Below are 24,826 nucleotides of genomic sequence, written 5' to 3'. Positions count from 1 at the left end.
AAAGGAGTTCGTCGAATGGTTCCCGCAATCAACTACTGGGCCGTCCTGCTCGCCACCGCTTCGAGCATGATCGTCGGAGCCATCTGGTATTCGCGCCGCGTCTTCGGCACCTACTGGCTGAAGGCCGTCGGGCACACTGAGGAGTCGATGCGCACCGGCGCCGCCTTCCCCTTGATCATCACGGTCGTCGTGAGCTTCATCACCGCGTGGGTGCTCGCCGGCGCCGCCGACATCACCTGGCGCTTCTACAGCGGCAGCTTCCTCTGGAACGCCGTGCTCACCGGCATCATCCTGTGGGCGGGCTTCACGGCCGCCCGGATGATCACCCACGACGCCTTCGATCGACGGCCGAGCGGGCTCACCGTGCTGAACCTCGCCCACGAGTTCGTCACCATCGTGATCATGGCGTTGATCATCGGCGTCTGGCCGCCTGCCGGCGCATGATCGACGCCGTCCTCGCCCGTGACCTCAGGGATGCCGGGTTGCGCTGGCGGCCCGTCTCCGGCGACGCGTTCGCGATCGACCGGCCGGAACTGCAGGGCGACCATTTCACAGTCAGCGAGATGACGATCGAGCCGCACGAGTTCGACACCGGGACCATCCTCGGTTTCAACGGGACCACCGAGTGGGCGCTCGACTCGCTGGCGCTCGAGGATGCGCTGTGGCTGCCCAGGGAGGACCAGCTGCGGGAACTGCTCGGCGCCTCTTTCCGGTCGCTCCAGAACACCGGCGACGGCTTCCGTGTGGAGGTGGAGGATCCGCGTGCGAACGGCGGGATCGCTGCGTACGAAGACGCCGACGCCGCGACCGCTTACGGTCGTGCGCTGCTCGTCCGCATCCGGGAGGCGTTCGGCTGACGCTCGAGGAGGTCCGGGGTCAGCTCCGCGACCGAGGTCGCACCGGCGAGTCCCATCGTGATGTCGAGTTCCGCGGAGAAGTTGCGCAGAAGTTCGTGCACGCCGTCCTCGCCTGCGATCGCAAGGGCGTAGGCGTACGGACGGCCGATGCCGACAGCCGATGCGCCGAGCGCCAGGGCGATGACAGCGTCCGCTCCACTCCGGATCCCGCTGTCGAAGAGCACCGGGATGCGGCCGGCGACGGCAGCGACCACGCCCGGAAGCGCATCCAGGCTCGCGACCTCGCCGTCGATCTGCCTGCCACCATGGTTCGACACGACGACGCCGTCCACCCCGAGCTCGACGGCGCGGAGGGCATCCTCGGGATGGAGCACGCCCTTCAGGACGATCGGCAGGCTCGTGTGCTCGCGGAGGAAGGCGATCCGCTCCCAGGTGAGGGCAGGGTTCGCGAAGACGTCCAGAAACGTCTCGACGGACGCCCGGGGAACCGGTGAGCGCAGGTTGTCGAGCATGCTGCCCGGATGGCGCCGCAGGATGCTGGCGAACGAGGCGAGCGTGGTCGGTGTCACGCGGGTGCGTGGCGCGGGCACAGCATCCGGATCGTCCGCCCGCTGCGTTGCTGCGCGCGCTGCGGCGTCGACGCGTTCCTGGACCAGGCGCTGGAAGACCGGGTCGCTCGTGTACTGGGCGATCCCGCGGCCCCGGCTGAACGGCAGATAGCCGAGGCCGAGATCTCGGGGACGCCAGCCGAGCACGTGGGTGTCCAGCGTGACGACGATGGCCTCGCATCCGGCCTGTTCCGCCCGGGACACGAAACTCACGACTAGGTCGTCGGAGGAACTCCAGTACAGCTGGAACCAGCGGGCCGCCGTGTCGTGGGCGGTGCGCCCCGCATCCATCGCGCGCGCCACGGCCTCCATCGGCGTCGACGCCTGGCTGGACAGCACGGCCGGGACGCCCGCCCGCGCGGCGGCCCGGGCGGCTGCGGCGTCGGAGGACGGATGCGCGAGATCGAGCACACCGATCGGCGACAGGAAGAACGGGGTGGGCCGGCTTCGGCCGAAGAGCTCGATCGACTGGTCGCGGCGAGAGACGTCCCGGAGCACGTGCGGCACGATCCGGTGCTGGCGGAACGCCTCCGTGTTCGCCGCGTCCGTCCGCTCGAGGCCGGCTGAACCCGCGATGTAGGCGAACGCGGCCCGCGACAGGTGCCGTCGCGCCGTGCGTTCCAGCTCCGCCCATCCGACGGGGATGCGCGGACGCCGACCGGAGACCCCGTCGCGATAGACGGCCGACTGGGCTTCGCGGCCGACGCTCGTCGGCGGCCGTCTCACCGGTTCCATGAACTCATTCCGAGCGTGCGGCGCGCTCAGCGTTGCGCGCCTTGACCCGCGCGTTCTCCGCGCGCACCTCGGCGTGTGTCGCTCGCTCCTTCACGAGCCACTCCGGAGGGGCGGCGAGCAGGTCTTTGATCTCCGCGGTCGTCAGCGCCTCGGTGATCCCGCCACGGGCCAGGCCCGAGACCGAGATGCCGAGCTTATTCGCCACGACGTCGCGCGGGTGGGGCCCCTCGCGACGCAGCTCGGCCAGCCACTCCGGTGGTTCGGCGAGCAGTCCGTTGAGCTCGGTGCGGGTGATGTCATGGTCGCCGAACGAGTCGGGCGCGGCCGGGAGGTAGATCCCGAGCTTCTTCGCTGCCGTCGCCGGCTTCATGGTCTGCGGCTTCTTGTCGGCACTCATGCACTCAGGGTATCCCGCGCTACCCTCGACTCATGGCACCGGGAACCTTCACCATCGCATTCCCGCTCGGGGTGACGGTGGGCAAATGGACCCGCGTGTTCGAGGAGCGGCATCCGGAGGTCGAGCTCTCCGTGGTGCGCGAACGTCCGGACGAGCTGAAGACGCGCCTCGATCTCGGCGAGGTCGACCTCGCGTTCGTGCGGCTCCCGCTGGAGCTCGAAGGCCTGCACGTGATCCCGCTGTACGCCGAGAACGTCGTCGCGGCCATGCACCACGAGCACGTGCTGACCCTGGAGAAGAAGCTGTTCCTCGCCGACCTCGAGGGTGAGACGATCGTCGCTCCCGGGCCGGACGACGAATGGGACGAGACCTTCATGCGCCGGGTCGCCGGCGGCGAGGGGATCGGCGTCATGCCGCAGTCCATCGCCAAAGCGCTCCGCCGTCGCGACGTCGTCGCCATGCTCCTCGAGGATGCGGATCCCGCCGAGGTCGCCCTCGCCTGGCCGCGGGAGTCGCAGAGCCCGTGGGTGGACGAGTTCATCGGCATCGTGCGCGGTCGTACCGCGCACAGTTCGCGGAATCCGGAGGTCGCTGCGGCTGAGGCGGCGGAAGCACGGGAGAAGGAAGCGGCGAGGAGCGTCGCGAAGAGTGGCGCAGGTGCCGGCAAGGGCGGGGCGAAGGGCGCGGCGGGTGCGGGGAAGGGCGCCGCGAAGGGTGCCGCGGGTGCGGGGAAGGGCGCCGCGAAACCCAGGACGGGCGCGCGCCGGTCGGCCTCGAAGGGCACCTCTCGCGGCAGCAGGGGTGCGGGACGCAGAGGACGGCGCTAGCGTTGAGCTGGTCGGACCCGACCGGCGGCTGAACCGAGGAGCGCACGATGGCGCAGGGAACCAAAGACGACCCGTGGGTGCTGAAGACCGCACCCGGAACCAGCGAGTACACGATGTACCGCGATGAGAGCGCCGATCCGCCCGCCCTCGTCTGCCAGGTGGGATCGACCAAGCTGATGTACCACCTCAGCGCGATCGACGACCTGCGGGCGTGGCTGGCAGCGCAGGGCGACTGGGTACCGCTCGGAGCCGCTGACGAACAGAAGGCCGCAACGGACGGAACGGTCGAGGCCTGGGGCCGCGACGAGAGCAACCCGGTCGGTGGCTGGTACGGACTGCGCAAGGGCTACCGGGGCCGGTTCGGCATGTACCTGCCACCCCTGCTCGAGCAGCTCGGCTACGTCGAACTCACGCACGACGCGCGCAACAACTCGGTGCGGGCGATCTGACCGTCAGCTGACGTGCACCGCAGGGCGTCGCTTGACGTCCTTCTCCGCCTCGCGGAGGACTTCGCGTGTCACTGGGGCGATCTCGCCGACACCGGTGATGAGGAAACGGAACATGTTCCCGATCGGGTTGCCCTCGGTCCACTCGAAGTAGATCGTCGGCACGACGCCGGACACATCCCTGATCTCCAACAGGACCGCCGCGATCGTGTTCGGCACGTTTCCGCTGCTCACCTGCAGCACACGGAAGCCGTGCTTGACCACGCCATGGACGACTAGGTCCTCCTCGAAATCCGACGAGTCGGACGGGTAGACCTCGAGGAACACCGTGCGTGAGCGCTGCGGGATGTGACTGAAGCGGCGCTCGTCCTTGTTCTTCTGGGCGTACTCCTTGTCGGTGTCCTCGTCGGGCTCGTGCGAGATGATGCGGATCTCGCCCTCTTCCGCATCCTCGAGCACGAAGTCGAGGGCGGCGACATCGAGGGTCACGCTGGTCGCGCGCAGCTGGAACGACCGTCCGACCCGAGAGACCAACGAGATGACCAGGATGCCGAGGATGAAGAGACTCGCGATGCGAAGACCGTCGGGCCGTTCGATCATGTTGTCGATCGTGGTGTAGATGAAGACCACCGAGATGACCGCGAACGCGATCGTGCGGTTGCGCTGGCGCTTGCGCCGGGCGGACAGCGTCACAGCGATGGAGGCGGAGGTGATGAGCACCAGCACGCCGGTCGCGTACGCGCCGCCCTGCGCATCCACATTGGCGTCGAAGACCAGCGTGATGACGAACGCGATCGCCGTGAAGACGAGCACCAGCGGCCGAACCGCGCGAGACCACTGGGGTGCCATGCCGTAGCGCGGCAGGTACCGCGGCACGAGGTTCAGCAGACCTGCCATCGCGGATGCGCCGGCGAACCACAGGATGAGGATCGTGCTGATGTCGTAGACCGTGCCGAAGCCGTTTCCGATGTACTCGTGCGCCAGATAGGCGAGCGCGCGGCCGTTGGCAGGGCCGCCGGGCTGGAAGTCCTTCTGCGGTATCAGGAGTGTCGTCGTGAAACTCGACGTGATGAGGAAGACGCTCATGATGATCGCCGCCGTGCCGAGCAGCCGGCCCGTGCCGCGGATACGGCCGCGTGGGTAGTTCGGGTCGTCGTCGGGCGCACCCTTGATCTGCGGCATGACCGCGACGCCGGTCTCGAAACCGGACAGGCCGAGGGCCAGGCGGGGGAAGACGATCAGGGAGATGCCCACGATGATCAGCGGGTCGCCGTGCGCGGTCGTGAGCGCCGCCCACCAGTCGGTGATCGTGGACGCGTGCGTGAAGACCTCGCCGAGGGAGACCGCGATCACCACGACGTTCAGTGCCAGATAGATGCCGACGAGGACCACGGCGATGCCGATGGCCTCACGGAAGCCCTTCAGGAACACCGCACCCAGGAGCGCCAGGAGGAAGAGGGTGATACCGACCTGGTTGCCCTGGAACCACGAAGGGGCGAACGGATTCTCGATCGCGTGGGCCGTCGCATCCGCTGCCGACAGCGTGATCGTGATCATGAAGTCCGTCGCTGCGAACCCCAGCAGAACCAGCACGAAGAGCTTTCCCGCCCACCACGGGAGCAGTCGTTCGAGCATCGCGATCGAGCCGGAACCCTTGAAGCTCTCGCGTGCGACCCGGCGGTACACCGGCAGGGCGCCGAGCAGGGTGAGGGCGACGAGAACGAGCGTCGCGAACGGAGACACCAGCCCGGCGGCCAGCGCCGCGATGGCCGGCTGGTAACCGAGGGTGGAGAAGTAGTCGACACCGGTCAGGCACATGACCTGCCACCACGTGTGCGTGCGCTCGGGCGTCTGGCCGTGCGGACCCTGGTGCTGGCCGCGTTCGTCGACGATGCCCTTGAGGAGCCAGTGCCGGAACGGACTCAACTGGCGGCGGGGAGGCGGAATGTGCGCCTGCCCGGGAACCGGGGTGGATTCCGCGGGGGTGGTGGACATCTGCATCCTTCTTCGCTTCGCGCACCGGTGTGCGCAGAATCAGATTACCTGTCGGCGCATCACCATGCGGAGACGCGGTAGTCCTTCAGGAACACCCCGTGGACATCCTCGCCGCCTTCGCCGCGCACGATCGGGTCGTATACGCGAGCCGCCCCGTCGACCAGGTCGAGGGGCGCGTGGAAGCCCTCCTCCGCCAGGCGGACCTTCGTGAAATGAGGGCGTTCGTCGGTGATCCAGCCCGTGTCGACGCTGGTCATCAGGATGCCGTCCGCCTCGAACATCTCACGCGCGCTCGTGCGGGTGAGCATGTTGAGAGCCGCTTTCGCCATGTTCGTGTGCGGATGGCCGGGACCCTTGTAGCGTCGGCCGAAGACGCCCTCCATCGCGGACACGTTCACGACGTACGAGCGGTGGTGCTCCGTCGCGGCCATCGATGCGCGGAGTCGGCTGATCAGCAGGAACGGCGCCGTCGTGTTGCAGAGCTGGACTTCGAGCATCTCGAGAGGATCGACGTCCTCGATGTTCTGCGTCCAGCTGTTCACATGGTTGATGTCGGGCACGAGGCCGCCCGCGTCGATCGCGCTTCCGTCGGCATGGCGCGCCAGGGACGACGAGCCCGGAGCCATCGCGAGGGCGGCCAGGTCGTCTGCCGTCAGGACCGGTGCGGCCGTTTCGGCGATCGTGCCCGCGAGGGAGGCGACCGACAGGATGGGGTGGCTGGCGACGGATGCTTCGAGCGCGTGCGGGTGGGGGTCGTTCGTGTGACCGAAGGTCTCCATCTCGGGGAGGGGACCATCCGGAAGAGGCTGGCTCTCCGCATCCGCCAGCAGCGAGTACGAGCCGGGGGAGCGGCGGACTGTCTGGGCCGCATTGTTGATCAGGATGTCCAGGGGACCCTGTGCTGCGACCGAGTCCGCGAGGGCGACGACCTGTGCAGGGTCACGCAGGTCGATTCCGACCACACGGAGGCGGTGCAGCCACTCGGGCGCATCCGGAAGCGAGGAGAATCGCCGGACCGCGTCACGCGGGAACCGGGTCGTGATCGTCGTGTGTGCGCCGTCGCGCAGCAGCCGGAGTGCGATGTGCATCCCGATCTTCGCGCGACCGCCGGTCAGCAGTGCGCGTTTGCCCGTGAGATCCGTGCGGGCGTTGCGCTTCAGGTGACTGAAGGCAGCGCAGTCCGGGCAGAGCTGGTGGTAGAAGGAATCGACCAGCGTGTAGTGCTTCTTGCAGATGTAGCAGGCGCGGGACTTGATGAGTGTGCCGGCGGTGGGCGCGCCCGTCGTGATCGCCAGGTGGATTCCGCGGGTCTCGTCGTCGATGCGGTCCGGCGCACCTGTTGCCGTCGCTGCGACGACAGCGCGGTCGGCATCCTGGACGGCGTCACGGAGTTCCCGTCGGCGGGCCTTCTTGACGGCCTTGAACATGTGGGCTGTCGCGCGGCGGACGGTGATGAAGGTGTCGCTGTCCTCGTCGAGGTCCTGCATCGCGGCCAGGACGCGGAGTGTCGTCGCGAGGTCTGCGGGGTCGATCGGCTGGGGGTGCTCGGACTCGGCCGTTGCTGACGCTGCGTTCGGGCCGGTGGTCGCCTGCGCGTCCGGGGCCCGGGTGCTCGCCGATGGCGCCGCGCCGTCCCGGTTCGCGGGGTCGTCGGCGGATTCTGTCGGGTCGGCGGGGGTCTCGTGCAGCACCGGAGGATTCTACTCGCGACCGCCTGAGCGGGTGCCTGTGTGCGTGACCGGGGATTTCATCCTCTCCTCCACAATTGTCGGTATTCGGAAGTTATCCACAGGCAAAATAGCTGGTCAGGGATGTTTATTGGCGGCTTCGAATGTCGGTGGCTGCTGGTTGAGTTGAGTCATGACCTTCCCACCGCACGCTGACCTCGACCGGCTCGCCGCCGCCGTCGAGGCGCTGCGCGCACTCGAGGCGAGTGCGGGTGCCGAGGCGGATGGCGGAGCAGGCGCGGATGGGCGTGCTGGGGTGGATGCGCGTGCCGTCGTGGATCCGCGTACTGGTGTGGATGCGCGAATCGGGGTGGATGCGCGTGCTGGAGAGGATGCGCTGGGTCTGACCAGTGCGCAGAAGCTCGTGCGGTCGTTGGCTGTCCTGGGTGCGGTGCGGTCGGCGGTGGATGCGGTGGCGCTGCACCGGATCGCCGCGCTCGAACGGGAGCGTTCGTTCGATCCGGAGTCGGATCCGGTGCAGGCGGCCGGGCATCCGAATGTCGAGTCGCTGCTGGCCGAACTGTGGAAGACACCACTGCCGGCTGCCCGGCAGTTATGTGGAGTAGCCCGCGCGACAGCACCCCGGCACACCCTGCAGGGTGAGGAACTGCCGGCGGAGTTCCCCGATCTCGCCCAGGCGCTGCTCGGCAATGGTGCTGGCTCGGAGCACGGAGACGACCCGGTCAGCGGTGACGCCGCGAACCTTGGCGATGACGCCAGGGACGTTGCCGATGGACTGCGTCCGCGGGTGTCGGTGGAGCAAGCGGCGGTGATGATCCGGGAACTGGGGAAGACCGGGCCCGGCTGCAGCCTGGACGAGCGGGCGATGGGCGAACGGGTGCTGATCGAGCATGCGCCCGGGTTGACGGTGGAGCAGCTGGGCAAACTGGCCGTCCAGGTGCGGGAGCGGCTCGATCAGGACGGCACCGAACCCCGCGAACAGATGCAGCGCCGCCGCCGGTCGTTGACGATCAGCACCACCCGAGACGGGATGACCCACATCAACTGGTACCTCGACGCCGAGTCCGCCGGGCATGTGCTTCCGCAACTCACCGCCTACGTCAGCCAGGACTACCGGACAGCTCGCGACCGTCAGCAGCCACCGATTGCCGGGGTGCATTTCCGGGACGACACCGAACTCGATGATTCTGCCGGTGAGACAACACCGGTGATGCCGGAGTCGCGCACCCTGGCACAGGTGCGGTCGGATGGGGCGGTCGACGCCTTCCGGCACCTGGCCGGCTGCAGCACCCCCGGGTCACGGCCGCCGGTGACCATGATCGTCCGGGTCGGGTTGGATGACCTGCGTAGCGGGGACGGCACCGCCGAGATCGACGAAGTCCCCACCCCGGTCAGCGCCGGCACCGCCCGTCGGCTCGCCGCCGACGCCCAGCTGATCCCGATGGTCCTCGGCGGGAACAGTGAAGTCCTCGACCTGGGCCGCAGCAAACGGCTGTTCACCCCGGCACAGAAACTTGCTCTCGCCGAACGCGACGACGGCTGCGCCTGGACCGGCTGCCCCCACCCACCCTCCTACGCGCAAGCGCACCACATCCGCTGGTGGGACCGCGATACCGGCCCGACCGACCTGGACAACGGGATCCTGTTGTGTTCGCAGCATCATCATCGGGTGCACGACGACGGCTGGGACATTCACATCCGGGACAACACCCCCTGGTTCACCCCACCCGCCCACCACGACCCAACCCGGACACCGCGCCGAGGCGGACGACTCCGCCTCCCCGAAAGCGCACCACCATGACTCGACGATGCCGCATCGCTGGCCCCGCCGACTACTCATGCCGCGGCACCGTGAACGCGCCCGTGAACTGGTGGCATTGTGTTGACGTGCGCCGGTGTGCTTATCCACGCTCGTTGGCCCGCGCCACAGTGGTGGCACAACTGCGAGGACCGGGCCGGTATCCACCGCCTTGCACTGCAACCGATCAGTCAGCGGCCGCACCCAGATGTTCACCGGCCGTCAGGCGAAGATCTCCAGAAAGGTCAGCCCACGCAGATCAAGACACGTCGAGTGATCGGTCTCGACAACCCGCACCAGGATGCTTTCGCAGACGGCGCAGCGAAGCAGCATGCCGTGGTCATCCGGATACAACCGGGCGGCAGCGACGACCGCCTCGTTTCCGCAACTCGCGCACTGGCCACGAGCGCTGGTGATGTCCGCACTGAAAATGTCCGAGAATACCCCCGCTGCGGCGTTACCGTCCATGTAGTCCTTGCGCGGAAAGTCCTGCCGCGCGAAGTCCTCCACGAGTTCGCTCACGATGCTCCTCCGATCCCGCCGTAGCGTTCGGTCTTGATGCGGTCGGGATCATGCCCGGCCTGCACGAGCCAGTCCGACACGGTTTCGACGAATCCGGTGGCCCCGCAGATGAAGAACGCGGGATTCTCCGCAGCGGGAAGAACGCTGCGGGCGAGGAGATCAGCATCCAGTCGTCCGGGCGGTGTCGGCCATCCGTCCGGAACCGCGCGGGTGTACACATACGTGATCTCCAACGGGGTGGCACCACCGGGCATCGCCAGGCTGGCGAGTTCGCCACGATAGAAGACGCCGTCGGGGTTCCGCACGGAGTACAGGAGCCGGAAGGGGGCGACACTGGCAGACACGGCGTGTGCGCGAATCATCGACATGAGCGGAACGACCCCGGAACCGCCGGCGATGAGCTGGGTCGGCGAGGCGTCGTCGGCATGCCATACGAACCATCCGCCGACAGGCCCGCGGACTTCGAGCTGATCTCCGACGGACACACCGTGCACGAGATAGGGCGAGACTTCACCGTCCGGAAGCTCCTCGACGGTGATCTCGAGCTCATCCGAGGGAAGCGCAGACGCCACCGAGTACGACCGTACGGCCTGGTACCCGTCGGGAGCGGTGAGCCTCACGTCGACATGCTGTCCGGGAAGATGCCCCATGAGCTTCGGGACGCGCAGGCGAAGGGTCCGTGCGTTCGAGGTCTCCTCGTGGACGGCGACGACATCCGCCACCTTCCAGCTGCTGGTCACCAATAGCGTTCTTCCCGCCACGGGTCGCCATACATGTTGTAGCCGTTCTGCTCCCAGAAACCGGGCTCGTCGCGTCGAAGCATTTCGAGGCCGCGAACCCATTTGGCGCTCTTCCAGAAGTACAGGTGCGGCACCAGCAGACGCGCAGGGCCGCCGTGCTCCGGGGCGAGGTCTTTTCCGTCGAACTGGTGCGCGACCCAGGCTTTCCCGTCCAGCAGGTCCGCCAGCGGGACGTTGGTGGTGTAACCGCCGTACGAGTGCGCCATGGTGTACTCGCAATCGCTGTCGACGCTTTCGAAAAGGGTGTCGAGCTTCACACCGCGCCAGCTCGTGCCGAGCTTCGACCAGCTGGTGACGCAGTGGATGTCCGTGCTGACATCATCCTGCGGCAGCGCCATGAACTCGTCCCAACTCCACCGGTACACTTTCCCGGTCTCGTTGGTGATGGTGAATTCCCATTCGGCTTTGGCGACTTTCGGGGTCGGCCCGGCCGAGAGCACGGGGAACCCTTCGGTGAGGTACTGGCCGGGTGGGAGACGGGGGTCGTCTGTTCGGCGACGACCGAGAAAGCCGTTCGAGATGATACCCATGGTTCGCTCCTCACTGCGAGGTGGCTGAAGGGGGCACACACGGTGCCCTGCGGATCATTGGCAGCTTATTCGCACACGCCACTGCCGGTCTATGGTGAAGGTGTGACGCAGACGACAGTGGTGGTTCGCTACTTCGCGGCGGCTGCGGATGCGGCCGGACGCGACGACGAGACGATAACGCTCGACGAACCGACGGTCGCGGCTCTGCGCACGGAGCTCGCGAATCGCTACGGGGAGCCGATGGAGCGGGTGATGGGTTCGGGTTCGTTCCTGGTGGATGCGGTGGTCAGCCGCGATCCGTCACGGACGATCCGCGAGACAGTGGATGTGCTGCCTCCGTTCGCGGGCGGCTGACCCACACCCCGGGGCGGCTCAGGCCGGACCGCTCAGGCCGGATAGAGATCGACGTCGGTCGCAGAGAACGACAGTACGACCCGGGTACCGGGAGCGAGGTCGAGATCGGCGACACGTCCGGGTGTCACATCCGCGGACAGCCACTCGGTGCGCACCCTCACGAGGTCGCCGTGCGGTTCGAGGTCGCGAACGGTCGCGTGGAGGACATTCGTGCCCTCCGAAGCGACAGATGCAGAAGCGACAGACGCAGTCCGGTTGCCGGGCAGGTCGACGCGCACGGCGGAGGGTCTCAACGCGGCGGTGACGCGAGCCCCCGAAGTCGGAGCGACCCCCACGTCGCCGCTCGGCCGGATCCCTGACCCGACTGCGCCGCTGTCGACGCTCACTCGGTTCGAATCGACGGCGATGATCGCAACACCGTCGTCGGTGATGAGACCGGATGCGGTGCGCCGACCGGTGAGGAGAGACACTCCGGCGAGCTGTGCGGTGAATTCGGCACGGGGTCGCTCGAGTACGGCACGGGTGGGTCCTTCTTCGACGATGGAACCGGTGCCGACGACGACGACGCGATCGGACAGGAGATACGCGTCGAGCGGGTCGTGGGTGACGACGATGGTGGTGCGATCGGCGATGACGCGGCGGAGCATCCTCCGGATGGTGGGCGCCACCGCGACATCGAGGGCGGAGAGAGGTTCGTCGAGCAGAAGCAGCTGCGGTTCCGCCGCGAGTGCACGCGCGATGGCCACGCGCTGTGCCTGCCCCCCGGACAGTTCCCCGGGTTTGCGGTCGGCGAGCTCCAGGGTCTCCGTCTCGGCGAGCCAATGCTCGGCACGTGCGGCGGCGTCGGATCGCGATGCACCGGTGCTGCGCGGCCCGAAGGCGACGTTCGCTCGCACGCTGAGATGGGGGAACAGCAGCGGCTCCTGGGCGAGGAGGGCGACACCGCGGCGGTGGGATGCGAGCCAGGTCTGCCGAGTCTCCGCGAAGTCGAACAGGATGCGTTCACCGAGGGTCGCATTTCCGTCATCCGGCCGCACGAGACCTGCGAGCAGCCCGAGGAGTGTCGACTTGCCGGCTCCGTTCGGTCCGAGCACGGCAAGGGTCTCGCCGTCGGCGACCGCGAGTGCGATGTCGAAGCCGCGCTCCCGCAGCCGGGCATCGAAACGGAGGCTCACCGCGCATCCCTCAGCCGGGTCCTGGCGGGCTCGGCCGCACCGTGGGCGACGGCGACGACGATGATGGCGACGACGACGAGCACGAGGGAGAGGGCGACGGCGGCGTCGGGATCGGTTTCGCGACGCAGATAGATCTCCAGCGGCAGGGTGCGTGTGACGCCCTGGAGGCTTCCGGCGAAGGTGAGCGTGGCACCGAACTCACCGAGCGCGCGGGCGAAGGAGAGGACGGCACCGGAGATGACCGCGGGGAGGACGAGTGGGAGGGTGACCCGCCACAACACCGTGCTCGGTCGCGCGCCGAGGGTGGCGGCGACGGCTTCGAAGCGCGTTCCCGCCGAACGGAGGGCACCCTCGAGGCTGAGGACGAGGAACGGCAGCGCCACGAAGGTCTGGGCGAGGATGACAGCCGTGGTGCTGAAGGCGATGGTGATCCCGAGGAAATCGAAGGTGGACCCGAGGAGGCCGCGACGACCGAACAGGTACAGCAATGCGAGGCCGCCGACGACCGGAGGCAGCACGAGGGGCAGCAGAACGAGTGCGCGCACGATCCGCTGACCACGGAAGGTCGTCCGGGCGAGGACGATCGCCATCGGCACACCCAGGACGATGCAGAGGATGGTCGCGACCAGTGAGGTCCGCAAACTCAGAAGAAGCGCATCGATCGAGGACGGGGAGGTGATCAGGGGGATGAAGTTCGACCAGTCGACCCGGGTCACCAGGGCGACCAGCGGGAGCAGGATGAAGAGGGCGCCGACGACGGCGACGCCGATGATCCACCGAGGGACGCCGAAGCGTTCCGCCGTTCTACGGCTTACCGAAGCCTGCGGCATTCAGCACCTTCTGTCCTTCGGGGCCGGTGACGTACTCGACGAAGGCGTCGGCGACCTTGCCGTTCGGCGATCCTTTCAGCACGGCGATGGGGTAGGTGTTCACGACACCAGCAGCCTCGGGGAACGGAACGGACTCGACACTGGAACCTGCGCCTGTGACATCGGTGACGTAAACGATGCCGGCATCGGCTTCACCGGAGCTCACTTTGCCGAGCACATCGGTGACCGACGATTCCTCGCTGACAGGATGCAGCGTCACGCCCGTCGACTGCTCGACCTTCACCGTCGCGGCGCCGCACGGCACCTGCGGAGCGCAGACCACTACTTTCACGCCGGGTTTGGCGAGGTCGTTCCAACCGGTGATCTTGGCAGGATTGCCCGGGGGGACCGCGATGGCGAGCACGTTCGTGGCGAAATCGACCGGAGTTCCACTGGCGAGACCGGCGTCGATGACCTTCTTCATGTTGGCTTCGTCAGCCGATGCGAAGACCGAGGCGGGGGCTCCCTCCTTGATCTGGGAGACGAGGTCGCTCGAACCGGCGAACGAGAACGTCACGGTCGCGCCGGGGTTCGCTTTCTGGAAGTCGTCGCCGATCTCGGTGAAGGTCTTGGTCAGGGATGCGGCGGCGAAGACGGTGATCGACCCGCTGAGCTCCGAGGTGGATGCGGCCGGGGTCGGTGTCGTGCCGGCCGACCCGGAGCAGGCAGTCACACCGACGGCGAGGGCGCCCGCGAGGGACACCGCTCCGATGACGGTGCGCACACGGCGTCCAGCACGGGCGGGGATGGTGGTGGCGCGGATCCGTTCAGTCCTTTCCGAGAGGTGTTTCGACGATGACGGTGGTGGCTTTGACGACGGCGATCGCGACGGAACCGAGTTCGAGACCGAGTTCGCGAGCGGCTTCGCTGCTCATGAGGGACACGACCCGGTGCGGGCCGCATTGCAGCTCGACCTGCGCCATGACAGTGTCCGTCACGATGTTGGTGACCAGCCCGACGAACCTGTTGCGGGCGGAGCGGCCGACCTCGGAGGGATCCGCGGGAAGCACGGCATTGCTGCGGGCCAGTTGGGCGAGGGTGAGACCGTCGACGACGGTGCGCCCGGCGTCGTCGCGACTGCTCTCGATGGTGCCGGCTTCGATCCACCGCCGAACGGTGTCGTCACTCACTCCGAGGTACAGCGCGGCGTCTTTAACCCGAATCTGCGGCATGAATCACATCGTAGAGCCGAATCTGCGGATGCGATACGGAAAGTTAGAGCCCCACCCACTCCGAGATGCCGTCGGCGAAATGCTGGCGTTTCCAGATCGGCACATCCGCTTTGATCCGCTCGACGAGGGCGGCGCACGCGGCGAACGCTTCGGCGCGGTGCGGCGCGGCGACGACGGCGAGGAGCGCGAGGTCGCCCACAGCGAGGGAGCCGACCCGGTGAATGGCGGCGACGGGTAGTCCGGTGCTGTCGGAGACGGCGCGACAGCACTCGAGAAGGAACTGCTCGGCATCGGGATGGGCCTGGTATTCAAGAAGGCTGACGCCGCGACCGCCGTCGTGGTCGCGCACGATCCCCTGGAATCCGACCAGCGCGCCGTTCGCCGGTGAGAGCACGACGTCGTCGAGATCGCCCGGTCGGATCACTTCGGCGGTGATCCGCGCGACGACGTCAGTCATGGTGCTGACCGTAGTGGGCCGATCGTTCATCGTGCCTGGCCGAACCGGACACCTGATCGACCAGATGGGCGAGCACCCCGTCGAGCACCTCCAGTCCGTCGGCGACACCGCCCCGCGATCCAGGGAGGTTGACGATGACGGTGCGTCCTGAGGTGCCCGCGAGACCGCGACTCAGCGCGGCAGCCGGCGTGCTGGCCATGCCACGTGCCCGAAGCGCTTCGGCGACGCCCGGGAGTTCGCGGTCGAGCACCGCAGCGGTCGCCTCGGGAGTCGCGTCCGTGGGAGAGACGCCGGTGCCGCCGGTGGTGATGATGACGGATGGCTGATCGCGCACCGCGTCGGCCAGGGCGCCGGCGATGTCGGCATCGGCCACGACTAGTGCGGGAACCGTGGTGAAGCCGTGGGCGGTGAGCCAGTCGACGATGACAGGTCCGGTCGTGTCCTGGCGCTCGCCGCTGGCACCGCGGGTCGAAGCGACGAGAACGCGTGCCGTGCGGCGCCGGGGTCCTGCATGTTCCGCACCTGCCGTGTCAGCCGCAGCCGCAGCATCCGTGTCAGCCGCAGCATCCGTGCCGGCCGCCGCATCCGACGATTCCGTGCGCCCGCGTTCCCAGCGGCCGCGCTTGCCGCCGCTCTTGAAGTCGAGACGGATGTCGGTGAGCGTCGACCCCGGATCCACGGCCTTGATCATGTCGTGCAGCGTGAGTCCGGCGATGGCGACGGCGGTCAGTGCTTCCATCTCCACACCGGTGCGCCCGGTCGTCTTGGCGATGGCTTCGATGTCGATCGTGGATTCGCCGAGTTCGAAGATCACGGAGACCCCGGTCAGGGGCAGCGGATGGCAGAGCGGGATGAGGTCGGACGTCCGCTTGGCTCCCGCGATCCCTGCGATGCGTGCGGTCGCGAGCACATCCGCCTTCGGGAGTCCGTCCGCCCGCACGAGTGCGACCACGTCGGCAGTGGTCTGAACCCGGCCACGCGCGATCGCCACGCGTGCCGTCTCCGCCTTGCCGCTGACGTCGACCATGCGCGCACGGCCTTCGGAGTCGATGTGCGAGAGCGCCTCACCGGTGTTGTCACTGTTCACAGCATCCACACTGTCACTTTCTCTCCGGCTTCGAGGCGTGTCGTGTCGTGGGGGATGTCGATCAGCGCGTTGGCCAGCGCCATCGCAGCGACGAGGTGCGAGCTCGGACCCGCGACCACCGCAACGGTCCCGTCGTCGTCGGCGATGCCACGCAGGAACTGCCGTTTGCCTGCGACGGACTCGACCGCAGCCGCGAGGACCCGCGATTCCCTCGTCTCCGGGGGGAGGCCGGCAACCCGCCGGAGGACCGGCGCGAGGAAGACCGCGAACGAGACCTGCGTGCTCACGGGGTTGCCGGGAAAGCACACGATCGGTACGCCGTCGAGGACAGCGGTCCCCTGTGGTCCGCCGGGCTGCATGGCGACGGAGCCGACGGAAGCGCCGAGCGGTTCGAGAACTTCCCTGACGACTTCGAACGCCCCCTTGGAGACGCCGCCGGAGGTGATGACGAGATCGGATGCGCCTACCACGTCGTCGAGGATGTGGCGGAAGGTGCGGGGATCGTCATCGCTGCTCGTTGCGACGGAGACGACGGCGCCGGCGTCGATGATGCCGGCTGTCAGAGCGATCCGGTTCGCATCGAAGATCCGGCCGAGTGCGAGTTCTTCGTCGACGGCGACGAGCTCTGCGCCGGTGGTGATCACGCCCACCCTCAGCCGTCTCCGCGCATCCACTGAGCCGACCCCCGCTGCGGCAAGGGCGGCGAGGTGCCGCGGCGCGAGCCGGGTGCCGGCGGCGATCAGCAGGTCGCCCCGCCGCAGATCGCTGCCGCGTTCGCGGACGAATTCCCCGGCCTCTCGCCCTCGCGCGATGGTGACGATCGCCCCTTCGAGCCCATCGTCGCGTCCGAGCACGAGTTCGGTGTCTTCGACGGGGACGACGGCGTCTGCGCCCTCAGGCATCGGAGCGCCGGTCATGATCCGGAGCGCGGTGCCCGGGATCAGCGTGACCGGCGACGCGTGCCCCGCGGGGATGTCACCGGTGACCTCGAGTGCGATCGGAGCGGTGGCGACATCGCTCGCCCTCACTGCGAATCCGTCCATCTGCGAGTTGCGGAAGAGAGGGAGATCGACGTCGCTGTGGATGTCCGTCGACGTCACGCGCCCGAGGGCTGCCGGCAGCGCGACGGTTTCGGAGCCGAGTGAGCCGATCACGGGGGCGAGGAGTCGGTCGATGAGCATGGCGTGGTCGTCGACGGTCGCTGCGGGCGTCATGCGTTCAGTATCGCGCAGGCGCGCACTCGCCGAGAGGCGCGTTCAGTAACGCATCATCTCCGGGTCGACCTCGCGTGCCCAGGCGTCGATACCGCCGACCAGGACGACGGTGTCGGCGACGCCGGCCTCGATCAGTAGGCGCCGAGCGCGTTCGGCACGCGGTCCGTAGTGGCAGTAGATGACGACGCTCGCGTCGCGCAGGGCGGTCGCGACCCCTTCGGCGTCTTCCTCCAGGTCGGCCTCGAGTTCGCCGAGCGGGACGAGGGCGGAACCGGGGATGGAGGCGAGCTGAGCCTCCCACGGTTCCCGCACGTCGATGAGGGTGATCTTCTCGCCGCGCGCGATCAGTTCCTGGAAGGCCTGGATGCTCAGCCCGCCGCCGGTCCGCTCGACGAGCGAGAGCGACGACGGGGGTCGGATCCCGCAGAAGAGGTCGTAGTCGATCAGTCCGACGATCGGTTCGGCAAGAGGATCCCGCTCATACCGGACCTCGCGGAAGGTTCCCCGCAGCCCGTCATGAACGATCGCTCGCCCGAGGAGCGGCTCCCCGATCCCGGTCACGAGCGCGATCGCCTGGGTGACCATGAGGCCGCCGATGACGGTGCAGACGGAAGGAAGGGCTCCGGCGTCCTCGCAGCTGGCGACCGATCCGGGTTCGGGCGGAACGGGAAAGAGGTCGCGATAGGTCGGGCCGTACTGCGCCCAGCTGACGCCCGCCTGACCGCCGAACTGGTGCACGGCTCCCCAGACGGCCGGGATTCCGACGAGGGTTGCGGCGTCATCGACGAGGTACCGGGTGGGAAAGTTGTCGCTCCCGTCGAGCACGAGGTCGAAATCGGCGAAGAGTTCGAGGGCGTTCGACGAGTCGAGCATGGCGCCGACCGGCACGATCCGCGTCTCCGGGTCGAGCTCGGTGATGGTGTCCCGGGCGGACGCGACCTTCGAGCGACCGACATCCGCCGGGGTGTGGATCGTCTGGCGGGGGAGATTGCTGGACTCGACCGCATCCGCGTCGACGACGCCGATGGTGCCGAACCCGGCTGCGGCGAGAGCCGGGATGACGGCGCTTCCCAGTCCGCCCGCCCCGATCATGAGAACGCGGGCAGCACGGATGCGCCGCTGCGCTTCGTCGCCGAATCCGGGCAGGGCGAGCGTGCGGGAGTAGCGTTCGAGCCGCGTGGCCGACAGTGCGGGTCCGGGCTCCACAAGCGGTCCGGGGGGACGCTGTTCTTCGCTCATGGCATCCACCCTACGTTCGCCGGTCAGCCGACCGACACCGAGATCTCGTGAAGGCCCGTTGCGCCGTTCGGTACGACATCCGCCTCCTTCGACGTCTGCACCATGCCGGTGTTGTCCGTCGCCCGGACACGAAGTGTGTGGTGCCCGGAATCGGCCGGCCACACCCATTTCCACTGCCGCCAGGTGTCGACCGAGATCGCATCGGCGAGGGTCGCGTCGTTCCACGAACCGCCGTCGACCTGGACCTGCACGCGACTGACGCCGACATGCTGCGACCAGGCGACGCCGGCCACGACCACGTCGCCGGCCTTCACGGTCGTGCCGCCGGACGGAACATCGATCCGGGAGGACAGCTTCACCGGTCCGCGTTCGGACCAGCCGCGATCCGTCCAGTAGGAGGTGACCTGGTCGAAGCGGGTGACGTCGAGTTCGACCACCCATTTCGTGGCCGATACGTAGCCGTACAGGCCCGGGACCACCATCCGAACCGGGTAGCCGTGCTCGAGCGGGAGCGGCTGGCCGTTCATTCCGACCGCGAGGATCGCGTTGCGGTCGTCGGTCAGGGCCTCGAGGGGAGTGCTCGCCGTCCAGCCGTCCTGGCTGCGCGAGAGGACCATGTCGGCCTTCGAGGTCGGCTTGGCCTGGGCGAGCAGGTGGCGGATGGGGTAGCCGAGCCAGGTCGCATTGCTGATCAGGTTTCCGCCGACCTCGTTCGAGACGCAGGTGAGGGTGGTCGTGCTCTCTTCGAGAGGCAGGGCGAGCAACTGCGCGAAGGTGAGCTCGACCTCGTTCTCGACCATGCCGGTGATCTTCAGTTTCCACGCGGACGGGTCGATCCCGGGGATCTGCAGCGCCGTGTCGATGCGGTAGAACTGGCCGTTCGGCGTGATGATCGGCGAAAGTCCCGGCACTGCGAACGATGCGCCGGCGGGGATGGGGGCGGCGGGCAAGGCCGGTGCGGGCAGGTGGAAGGCGGCGCGCGCCGTGGTCGCGGCCCGGTACCCGGCGGAGATGAACTGCCCGAGCACGATGCCGAGGATGCCGAGGCCTGCCGTCGCTCCCGTGGCGGTGACGAATCTGCGACGTGTGACGCTGCCGTTCGGCGCCACGCGGGTGGGCATCGTGCCGTGCAGCATCCGGATGAGCACGGTGAGCAGGACGGCGGCGACCACCATGGCGACCAGGGACGGCACCGCGTCCCAGAGAGATGCCTGCGCCCGGGTGAGCGCGGCCAGCACGCCGAGAGCGCCACCCGCGATGATCAGGATGCGCCCCCACGGCGGTCGCCTCTCCTCGACGATTCCGGCGAGAGCGGCCCCGACCAGCAGCACGAGCGCCAGGCTGATGATGAGCACGGCCTTGTCGTTGGTGCCGAAGACGGAGATCACGGCCTCTTTGAGCCACGCCGGCACGAGGTCGATGACGGCTGCCCCGACCACGAGGATCGGGCTGCCGTTCTGGGCGAGGAACGAGCTCACCAGCTCTGCTGCACCGATGCCGGCGAGTACTGCGGCGATGCCGACGGCGGCGGCGAGCCACCACGGAGCGCGCCGGGGTGCAGGCTGAGTCGGGGGCGCAGAACTCTGCGCGGGGGAGTCTCGCACCACCATGCACTGAGCCTACGAGCGAATGCTGTGCTTATGACGTGGATGCTGCGTGTGGATGCATGCCAGTCTTGAAGCATCATGGCACTCGCCCTCCCGCAGCCCAGCATCCTCTCCGTCTCCGACCTTCCATCAACAGACGAGGACGCTGTCTACGAAGTGTTCGTCACCTGGGTCGAGTCGGGGGGCATCAGCCTCTACCCGGCCCAGGACGAGTCGGTCATCGACATCGTCTCGGGCGCGCACCTGATCCTGAGCACACCGACCGGGACAGGAAAATCCCTGGTCGCCGTCGCCGCGCATTTCGCAGCGCTGGCCCGCGGCGTCCGCACGTTCTACACGGCGCCGATCAAAGCACTCGTGTCGGAGAAGTTCTTCTCGCTGGTCGACATCTTCGGCGCGGAGAACGTCGGGATGATGACCGGAGACTCCGCCGTGAACCCGGACGCGCCGATCATCTGCTGCACAGCGGAGATCCTCGCCAACCTGGCACTGCGTCACGGTGCGGACACTCCGGTCGGCCAGGTCGTCATGGACGAGTTCCATTTCTATGCCGACCCGGATCGCGGATGGGCGTGGCAGGTGCCGCTGCTGACCCTGCCGAGGGTGCAGTTCGTGCTGATGTCGGCGACCCTCGGCGACGTCACCGCGCTCGCCGAGGACCTGACGCGCCGCACGGGTCGTGAGACCGCGACGGTGACCGGCGTGGAGCGGCCCGTGCCGCTGCACTACTACTACGAGACGACTCCCGTGCACGAGACCGTCGAGGAGCTGCTGAGCACCGGGCAGGCGCCGGTCTACATCGTGCACTTCTCGCAGCTCGCCGCGCTGGAACGCGCTCAGGCGCTGTCGAGCGCGCGCATCGCCAGCCGGGAGCAACGGGATGCGATCGCAGACCTGATCGGGGAGTTCCGCTTCACGACGAGCTTCGGTAAAACCCTGTCCCGGCTGATCCGGGCGGGTATCGGTGTGCACCATGCCGGGATGCTCCCGAAGTATCGCCGCCTCGTCGAGCAGCTCGCGCAGCGCGGCCTGCTCCGCGTGATCTGCGGAACGGACACGCTCGGCGTCGGCATCAACGTGCCCATCCGCACCGTGCTGATGACGGCGCTGACCAAGTTCGACGGCGTGCGGATGCGGCAGCTGAACGCCCGCGAGTTCCACCAGATCGCCGGACGCGCGGGCCGCGCCGGCTTCGACACGGCCGGGACCGTGGTCGTGCAGGCTCCCGAGCACGAGACGGAGAACCTGAAAGCGATCGAGAAGGCGGGGGACGACCCGAAGAAGCGGCGCAAGATCGTCCGCAAGAAGGCTCCGGAGGGCTTCGTCTCGTGGGGCGAACCGTCATTCCGGAAGCTGGTCGAGGCCCAGCCGGAGACCCTGACCTCGAGCATGCAGATCACCAGTGCGATGATCATCAATGTCGTCGCGCGCGGCGGCGACGTGTTCGCGCATGTCCGGGCGCTCGTCTTCGACAACCACGAACCGTGGCGCCGTCAGCTCGCACTCGCCCGTCGCGCTCTCGGCATCTACCGCACGCTGCTGACGGCGGGTGTCGTCGAGGCGGTGGATGCGGGCGACGGCACCAAGGCCATCCGCCTCACCGTCGACCTGCAGCCGAACTTCGCACTCAACCAGCCCCTGTCGCCCTTCGCGCTCGCCGCGTTCGAGCTGCTCGACCGCGGCACCGAGGATGCGCCGAACCCGACGTATGCGCTCGACGTCATCTCGGTCGTCGAGGCGACGCTCGACGATCCGCGCCCGGTGCTCTCGGCGCAGCAGTTCGCGGCACGCGGAGAAGCCGTCGCAGCGATGAAGGCCGAAGGGATCGAGTACGACCAGCGCATGGAAGCGCTCGAGGAGGTGACGCATCCGAAGCCTCTCGACGAACTGCTCACCGCGGCGTTCGAGACGTACGCGAGCAGCCAGCCGTGGGTGAACGACTTCGAGCTGAGCCCGAAGTCGGTGGTCCGCGACCTCTACGAACGCGCCATGACGTTCGGCGAGTTCATCGCCTTCTACAAACTCGCGCGCTCCGAGGGCGTTGTACTCCGCTACCTGTCGGATGCGTACCGGGCGCTCGGGCAGACTGTTCCGTCCGACCTCCGCAACGACGACCTCCGCGACATCGTCGAGTGGCTGGGCGAACTCGTCAGGCAGGTCGACTCGAGCCTCCTCGACGAGTGGGAGGAGCTCGTGCATCCCGATGCGACCCGGCATGCGGCCGAGGCGTCGGCGATCGCACCGCCGGCGCCGAAGAATGTGACGACGAATCGGCGTGCGTTCCTGGTGCTGGTGCGCAACGAACTGTTCCGCCGGGTGCAGCTGGCTGCGCTCGACAAGTTCGAAGAACTCGGCGCGCTCGAGGCGGAAGCGGCGGCGTCCGGTTCGGATGCGGCTGGGGTCGGCGTGAGCGCTGCGGCGGTTCCGAGCTTCACCGCACTCGACTGGGCGGATGCGCTCGACGCCTACTTCGCGGAACACGATGCGATCGGAACGGACGCGGACGCGCGCAGCTCGGCGATGATCATCGTGGATGAGACCCCGGCAGCGGCCGAGGGGACCTGGCGGGTGCGGCAGATCTTCGCCGACCCGGAGGGCGACCACGACTGGGGGATCTCCGCCGATGTCGACCTTCGGGCTTCTGCAGAGGCCGGAGTCGCCGTCATCCGGGTGCGTGCCGTCGATCGGCTCTGACCTGGCGTCCCGGTCCGCCCCGGCGCACGCGGGATGGAGCCGATTCAAAGGCGATGGGGGGCGCAGCATCCAGCGTCCGCGGTCTACTCTCGGAGGGTGACCGTCGAGACGCGCACCACCTCTTCGCTCGAAGTGCCGGTGTCCGGCGGAATCGTCCGCGGTGTTCGCGAGCGGGGCCTGGATGCGTGGCGCGGCATCCCCTACGCAGCCCCGCCGATCGGGCGGCTGCGTTTTCGCGCTCCGCAGCCGGTGGTCCCGTGGGAGGGCGTGCGTCTTGCGGCCGAGCACGGCAAAGTGTCGCCGCAGGCGCACCGTGGACAGTTCCTCGGTGCGAAGCCGGGGACGCCGATGGGGGAGGACTGCCTCACGCTGGAGGTGCTCAGGCGTGAAGGCGGCTATGCCGAGCCGGCGCCGGTGATGGTGTTCATCCACGGCGGCGCTTACAGCGTCGGCTCGATCGGTTCCGTTCCGCGCAATGGCGAAACTCTCGCGCGACGTGGCGGGATCGTCTACGTCGCGATGAACTACCGGCTGGGCGCGCTCGGCTACCTCGACTTCACCCGCTACTCGACTCCCGAGCGCCCATTCGAGAGCAACCTGGGACTCCGCGACCAGGTGGCCGCGCTCGAATGGGTGCGCGACAACATACGGTCGTTCGGCGGTGACCCCGGCAGGGTGACGGTGTTCGGCGAATCGGCCGGTGCAAACGCGGTGACCACGCTGATGACGACCCCGGCGGCGCGCGGGCTGTTCCACCGCGCCATCGCCCAGAGCGCGCCGCCGAACGCGCTGTACCTTCCCGACCTGACCGCGAAGTGGGCGGGCGAATTCGTCGAACTGCTGAGCGCCGAAGTCGTCCCGGCGAGCGTCGAATCGACGACGCCCGAAGATGCGGTCACTCTGCTGGAACACGCCGGCACCGCCGCCATCGTGCGCGCGACCACTGCCCTTCAGCTCCGGACACCGGATGAGAACCCGGGAACCATCTGCCTCTGTCCCGTGATCGACGGTGACTACCTGCCGATGCGGCCGCTCGACGCGTTCAAGAGCGGGGATGCGCATCCGGTGCCGCTCATCATCGGGACCAACGACCGCGAGGGGTCGCTTTTCATAGGGCGGCTCGACATCCTCGCGACGTCCCCGGCGCGCATCCGGGCGATCTTCTCCCGGACCCGCAAGAAGACGCGCAAGGCGATCAAGCGCGAGTACCCGGGACTGCCGGACCGCCGGCCCGCCGCGGACTTCGGCGGCGATTACTCGTTCTGGTACCCGAGCATCAAGGTGGGTGAGCGGCACGCACAGTTCGCGCCGGTGCACTTCTATCGGTTCGACATTGCTCCGAGGTTGATCCGGGTGCTCGGATTCGACGCTACCCACGGACTGGAGCTGTTCGCGGTCTTCGACCGGATGAATTCGCTGTTCGGACGCGCAATGACCGCCCTCGGAGGCAGACGGGCCTTCATCGCGGCAGGCGAACGGCTGCAGCGGCGGTGGCTCGCCTTCGCTGCGACCGGCGACCCCGACGGCCCGCTCCCGGCAGAAGCGGACCTGGCGCCCGGTCCGCGCGATCCGGCGTGGCCGCGCTACGACGCCGCGTCGGATGACGACTACCGACTCACCCTGATCATCGACACGCACGACCGGATCGAGTCGGATCCGCGTGCCACGAAACGGGTCGCCTGGCAGGAGTTCGTGCCGCACGTCTGAGAACGAGTTTGACCATCGCGGCGTGGCATGTGAGTATCGTCGTGGTTG

24 protein-coding genes are annotated in these 24,826 nt (G+C 68.1%); 8 read left to right on the top strand and 16 right to left on the bottom strand.

The genetic code is table 11. The features are described from left to right. Window positions 1-15: 15 nt before the first annotated feature. Window positions 16-444, top strand: coding sequence for a DUF1761 domain-containing protein (locus tag AAYO93_RS12290; RefSeq protein WP_345761469.1), 429 nt, complete (start codon window positions 16-18; stop codon window positions 442-444). After that, the gene (locus tag AAYO93_RS12285) at window positions 441-857 is read left to right on the top strand and encodes a hypothetical protein (protein ID WP_345761468.1); all 417 of its coding nucleotides are present in this window, start codon (window positions 441-443) and stop codon (window positions 855-857) included. Before AAYO93_RS12290 ends, AAYO93_RS12285 begins: the two co-directional genes overlap by 4 nt. On the opposite strand, the gene AAYO93_RS12280 is transcribed toward AAYO93_RS12285, so the two are convergent. Both AAYO93_RS12280 and AAYO93_RS12275 read right to left on the bottom strand, forming a co-directional pair. Beyond that, a complete protein-coding gene (locus AAYO93_RS12280; protein ID WP_345761467.1) occupies window positions 812-2,200 on the bottom strand; it encodes an alpha-hydroxy-acid oxidizing protein in 1,389 nt (462 codons plus the stop codon). The genes AAYO93_RS12285 and AAYO93_RS12280 overlap by 46 nt on opposite strands. A gap of 4 nt (window positions 2,201-2,204) precedes the next feature. Next, window positions 2,205-2,597: a DUF5997 family protein gene (locus AAYO93_RS12275; RefSeq protein WP_345761466.1), complete on the bottom strand. Its 393-nt coding sequence runs from the start codon at window positions 2,595-2,597 to the stop codon at window positions 2,205-2,207. 32 nt (window positions 2,598-2,629) lie between these two features. Here AAYO93_RS12275 and AAYO93_RS12270 point away from each other — a divergent pair, with 32 nt between their 5' ends. Next, window positions 2,630-3,424 (top strand): LysR family substrate-binding domain-containing protein, encoded by a 795-nt coding sequence (locus AAYO93_RS12270; protein ID WP_345761465.1) that lies wholly within the window; start codon window positions 2,630-2,632, stop codon window positions 3,422-3,424. A 47-nt stretch (window positions 3,425-3,471) separates the two neighbouring features. After that, window positions 3,472-3,873, top strand: coding sequence for a DUF6855 family protein (locus tag AAYO93_RS12265; protein ID WP_345761464.1), 402 nt, complete (start codon window positions 3,472-3,474; stop codon window positions 3,871-3,873). 3 nt (window positions 3,874-3,876) lie between these two features. Here AAYO93_RS12265 and AAYO93_RS12260 read toward each other — a convergent pair whose 3' ends face one another. Next, window positions 3,877-5,865 (bottom strand): amino acid transporter, encoded by a 1,989-nt coding sequence (locus AAYO93_RS12260; RefSeq protein ID WP_345761463.1) that lies wholly within the window; start codon window positions 5,863-5,865, stop codon window positions 3,877-3,879. A gap of 59 nt (window positions 5,866-5,924) precedes the next feature. Beyond that, window positions 5,925-7,397, bottom strand: coding sequence for an SDR family NAD(P)-dependent oxidoreductase (locus tag AAYO93_RS12255; protein ID WP_345764880.1), 1,473 nt, complete (start codon window positions 7,395-7,397; stop codon window positions 5,925-5,927). Between the two features lie 328 nt (window positions 7,398-7,725). Between AAYO93_RS12255 and AAYO93_RS12250 the strand changes: the two genes are divergently transcribed. Beyond that, the gene (locus tag AAYO93_RS12250; RefSeq protein WP_345761462.1) at window positions 7,726-9,354 is read left to right on the top strand and encodes a DUF222 domain-containing protein; all 1,629 of its coding nucleotides are present in this window, start codon (window positions 7,726-7,728) and stop codon (window positions 9,352-9,354) included. 219 nt (window positions 9,355-9,573) lie between these two features. On the opposite strand, the gene AAYO93_RS12245 is transcribed toward AAYO93_RS12250, so the two are convergent. From AAYO93_RS12245 to AAYO93_RS12235, 3 genes are read right to left on the bottom strand one after another with little or no spacing between them, the layout of a single operon-like run. Further along, window positions 9,574-9,873 (bottom strand): DUF6510 family protein, encoded by a 300-nt coding sequence (locus AAYO93_RS12245; protein WP_345761461.1) that lies wholly within the window; start codon window positions 9,871-9,873, stop codon window positions 9,574-9,576. Then, window positions 9,870-10,613, bottom strand: a complete 744-nt coding sequence (locus tag AAYO93_RS12240) for a ferredoxin reductase (RefSeq protein WP_345761460.1) — start codon at window positions 10,611-10,613, stop codon at window positions 9,870-9,872. The genes AAYO93_RS12245 and AAYO93_RS12240 overlap by 4 nt, the downstream gene beginning before the upstream one ends. Next, entirely contained in the window at window positions 10,610-11,203 is a 594-nt protein-coding gene (locus AAYO93_RS12235; protein ID WP_345761459.1) for a sulfite oxidase-like oxidoreductase, read from the bottom strand. The genes AAYO93_RS12240 and AAYO93_RS12235 overlap by 4 nt, the downstream gene beginning before the upstream one ends. Window positions 11,204-11,305: 102 nt before the next feature. Here AAYO93_RS12235 and AAYO93_RS12230 point away from each other — a divergent pair, with 102 nt between their 5' ends. After that, a complete protein-coding gene (locus tag AAYO93_RS12230) occupies window positions 11,306-11,557 on the top strand; it encodes a MoaD/ThiS family protein (protein WP_345761458.1) in 252 nt (83 codons plus the stop codon). 32 nt (window positions 11,558-11,589) lie between these two features. Here the strand turns inward: AAYO93_RS12230 and AAYO93_RS12225 are convergent, their stop codons facing one another. Genes AAYO93_RS12225 through AAYO93_RS12185 form a run of 9 tightly spaced genes read right to left on the bottom strand, consistent with a single transcriptional unit; the run spans window position 11,590 to window position 20,380 of the window. Continuing rightward, a complete protein-coding gene (locus tag AAYO93_RS12225) occupies window positions 11,590-12,732 on the bottom strand; it encodes a sulfate/molybdate ABC transporter ATP-binding protein (protein WP_345761457.1) in 1,143 nt (380 codons plus the stop codon). Then, the gene (locus AAYO93_RS12220) at window positions 12,729-13,562 is read right to left on the bottom strand and encodes an ABC transporter permease (RefSeq protein ID WP_345761456.1); all 834 of its coding nucleotides are present in this window, start codon (window positions 13,560-13,562) and stop codon (window positions 12,729-12,731) included. The genes AAYO93_RS12225 and AAYO93_RS12220 overlap by 4 nt, the downstream gene beginning before the upstream one ends. Beyond that, window positions 13,537-14,325, bottom strand: a complete 789-nt coding sequence (gene modA / locus AAYO93_RS12215; protein ID WP_345761455.1) for a molybdate ABC transporter substrate-binding protein — start codon at window positions 14,323-14,325, stop codon at window positions 13,537-13,539. Before modA ends, AAYO93_RS12220 begins: the two co-directional genes overlap by 26 nt. A gap of 43 nt (window positions 14,326-14,368) precedes the next feature. After that, window positions 14,369-14,773, bottom strand: a complete 405-nt coding sequence (locus AAYO93_RS12210; protein WP_345761454.1) for a TOBE domain-containing protein — start codon at window positions 14,771-14,773, stop codon at window positions 14,369-14,371. Window positions 14,774-14,816: 43 nt separating this feature from the next. After that, window positions 14,817-15,230, bottom strand: a complete 414-nt coding sequence (locus AAYO93_RS12205) for a molybdenum cofactor biosynthesis protein MoaE (RefSeq protein ID WP_345761453.1) — start codon at window positions 15,228-15,230, stop codon at window positions 14,817-14,819. Then, window positions 15,223-16,317: a bifunctional molybdenum cofactor biosynthesis protein MoaC/MoaB gene (gene moaCB, locus AAYO93_RS12200; RefSeq protein WP_345761452.1), complete on the bottom strand. Its 1,095-nt coding sequence runs from the start codon at window positions 16,315-16,317 to the stop codon at window positions 15,223-15,225. The genes AAYO93_RS12205 and moaCB overlap by 8 nt, the downstream gene beginning before the upstream one ends. Continuing rightward, window positions 16,314-17,531, bottom strand: a complete 1,218-nt coding sequence (locus AAYO93_RS12195) for a molybdopterin molybdotransferase MoeA (RefSeq protein WP_345761451.1) — start codon at window positions 17,529-17,531, stop codon at window positions 16,314-16,316. The genes moaCB and AAYO93_RS12195 overlap by 4 nt, the downstream gene beginning before the upstream one ends. Before the next feature lie 42 nt (window positions 17,532-17,573). Then, window positions 17,574-18,770, bottom strand: coding sequence for a ThiF family adenylyltransferase (locus AAYO93_RS12190; protein ID WP_345761450.1), 1,197 nt, complete (start codon window positions 18,768-18,770; stop codon window positions 17,574-17,576). Window positions 18,771-18,793: 23 nt separating this feature from the next. Beyond that, window positions 18,794-20,380: a molybdopterin-dependent oxidoreductase gene (locus AAYO93_RS12185; protein WP_345761449.1), complete on the bottom strand. Its 1,587-nt coding sequence runs from the start codon at window positions 20,378-20,380 to the stop codon at window positions 18,794-18,796. A gap of 75 nt (window positions 20,381-20,455) precedes the next feature. Here AAYO93_RS12185 and AAYO93_RS12180 point away from each other — a divergent pair, with 75 nt between their 5' ends. Both AAYO93_RS12180 and AAYO93_RS12175 read left to right on the top strand, forming a co-directional pair. Next, window positions 20,456-23,071 carry a DEAD/DEAH box helicase gene (locus tag AAYO93_RS12180; RefSeq protein ID WP_345761448.1) on the top strand — a complete coding sequence of 872 codons (2,616 nt, stop codon included), beginning with the start codon at window positions 20,456-20,458 and terminating at the stop codon, window positions 23,069-23,071. Between the two features lie 96 nt (window positions 23,072-23,167). Next, window positions 23,168-24,778 carry a carboxylesterase/lipase family protein gene (locus AAYO93_RS12175; RefSeq protein ID WP_345761447.1) on the top strand — a complete coding sequence of 537 codons (1,611 nt, stop codon included), beginning with the start codon at window positions 23,168-23,170 and terminating at the stop codon, window positions 24,776-24,778. Window positions 24,779-24,826: the final 48 nt, after the last annotated feature.

The sequence above is a fragment of the Diaminobutyricibacter sp. McL0608 genome (genome assembly GCF_039613825.1).
Lineage (GTDB): Bacteria > Actinomycetota > Actinomycetes > Actinomycetales > Microbacteriaceae > Diaminobutyricibacter.
Note: the sequence above shows the minus strand (reverse complement) of the source record. Positions and strands in the feature narration are given on the sequence as shown.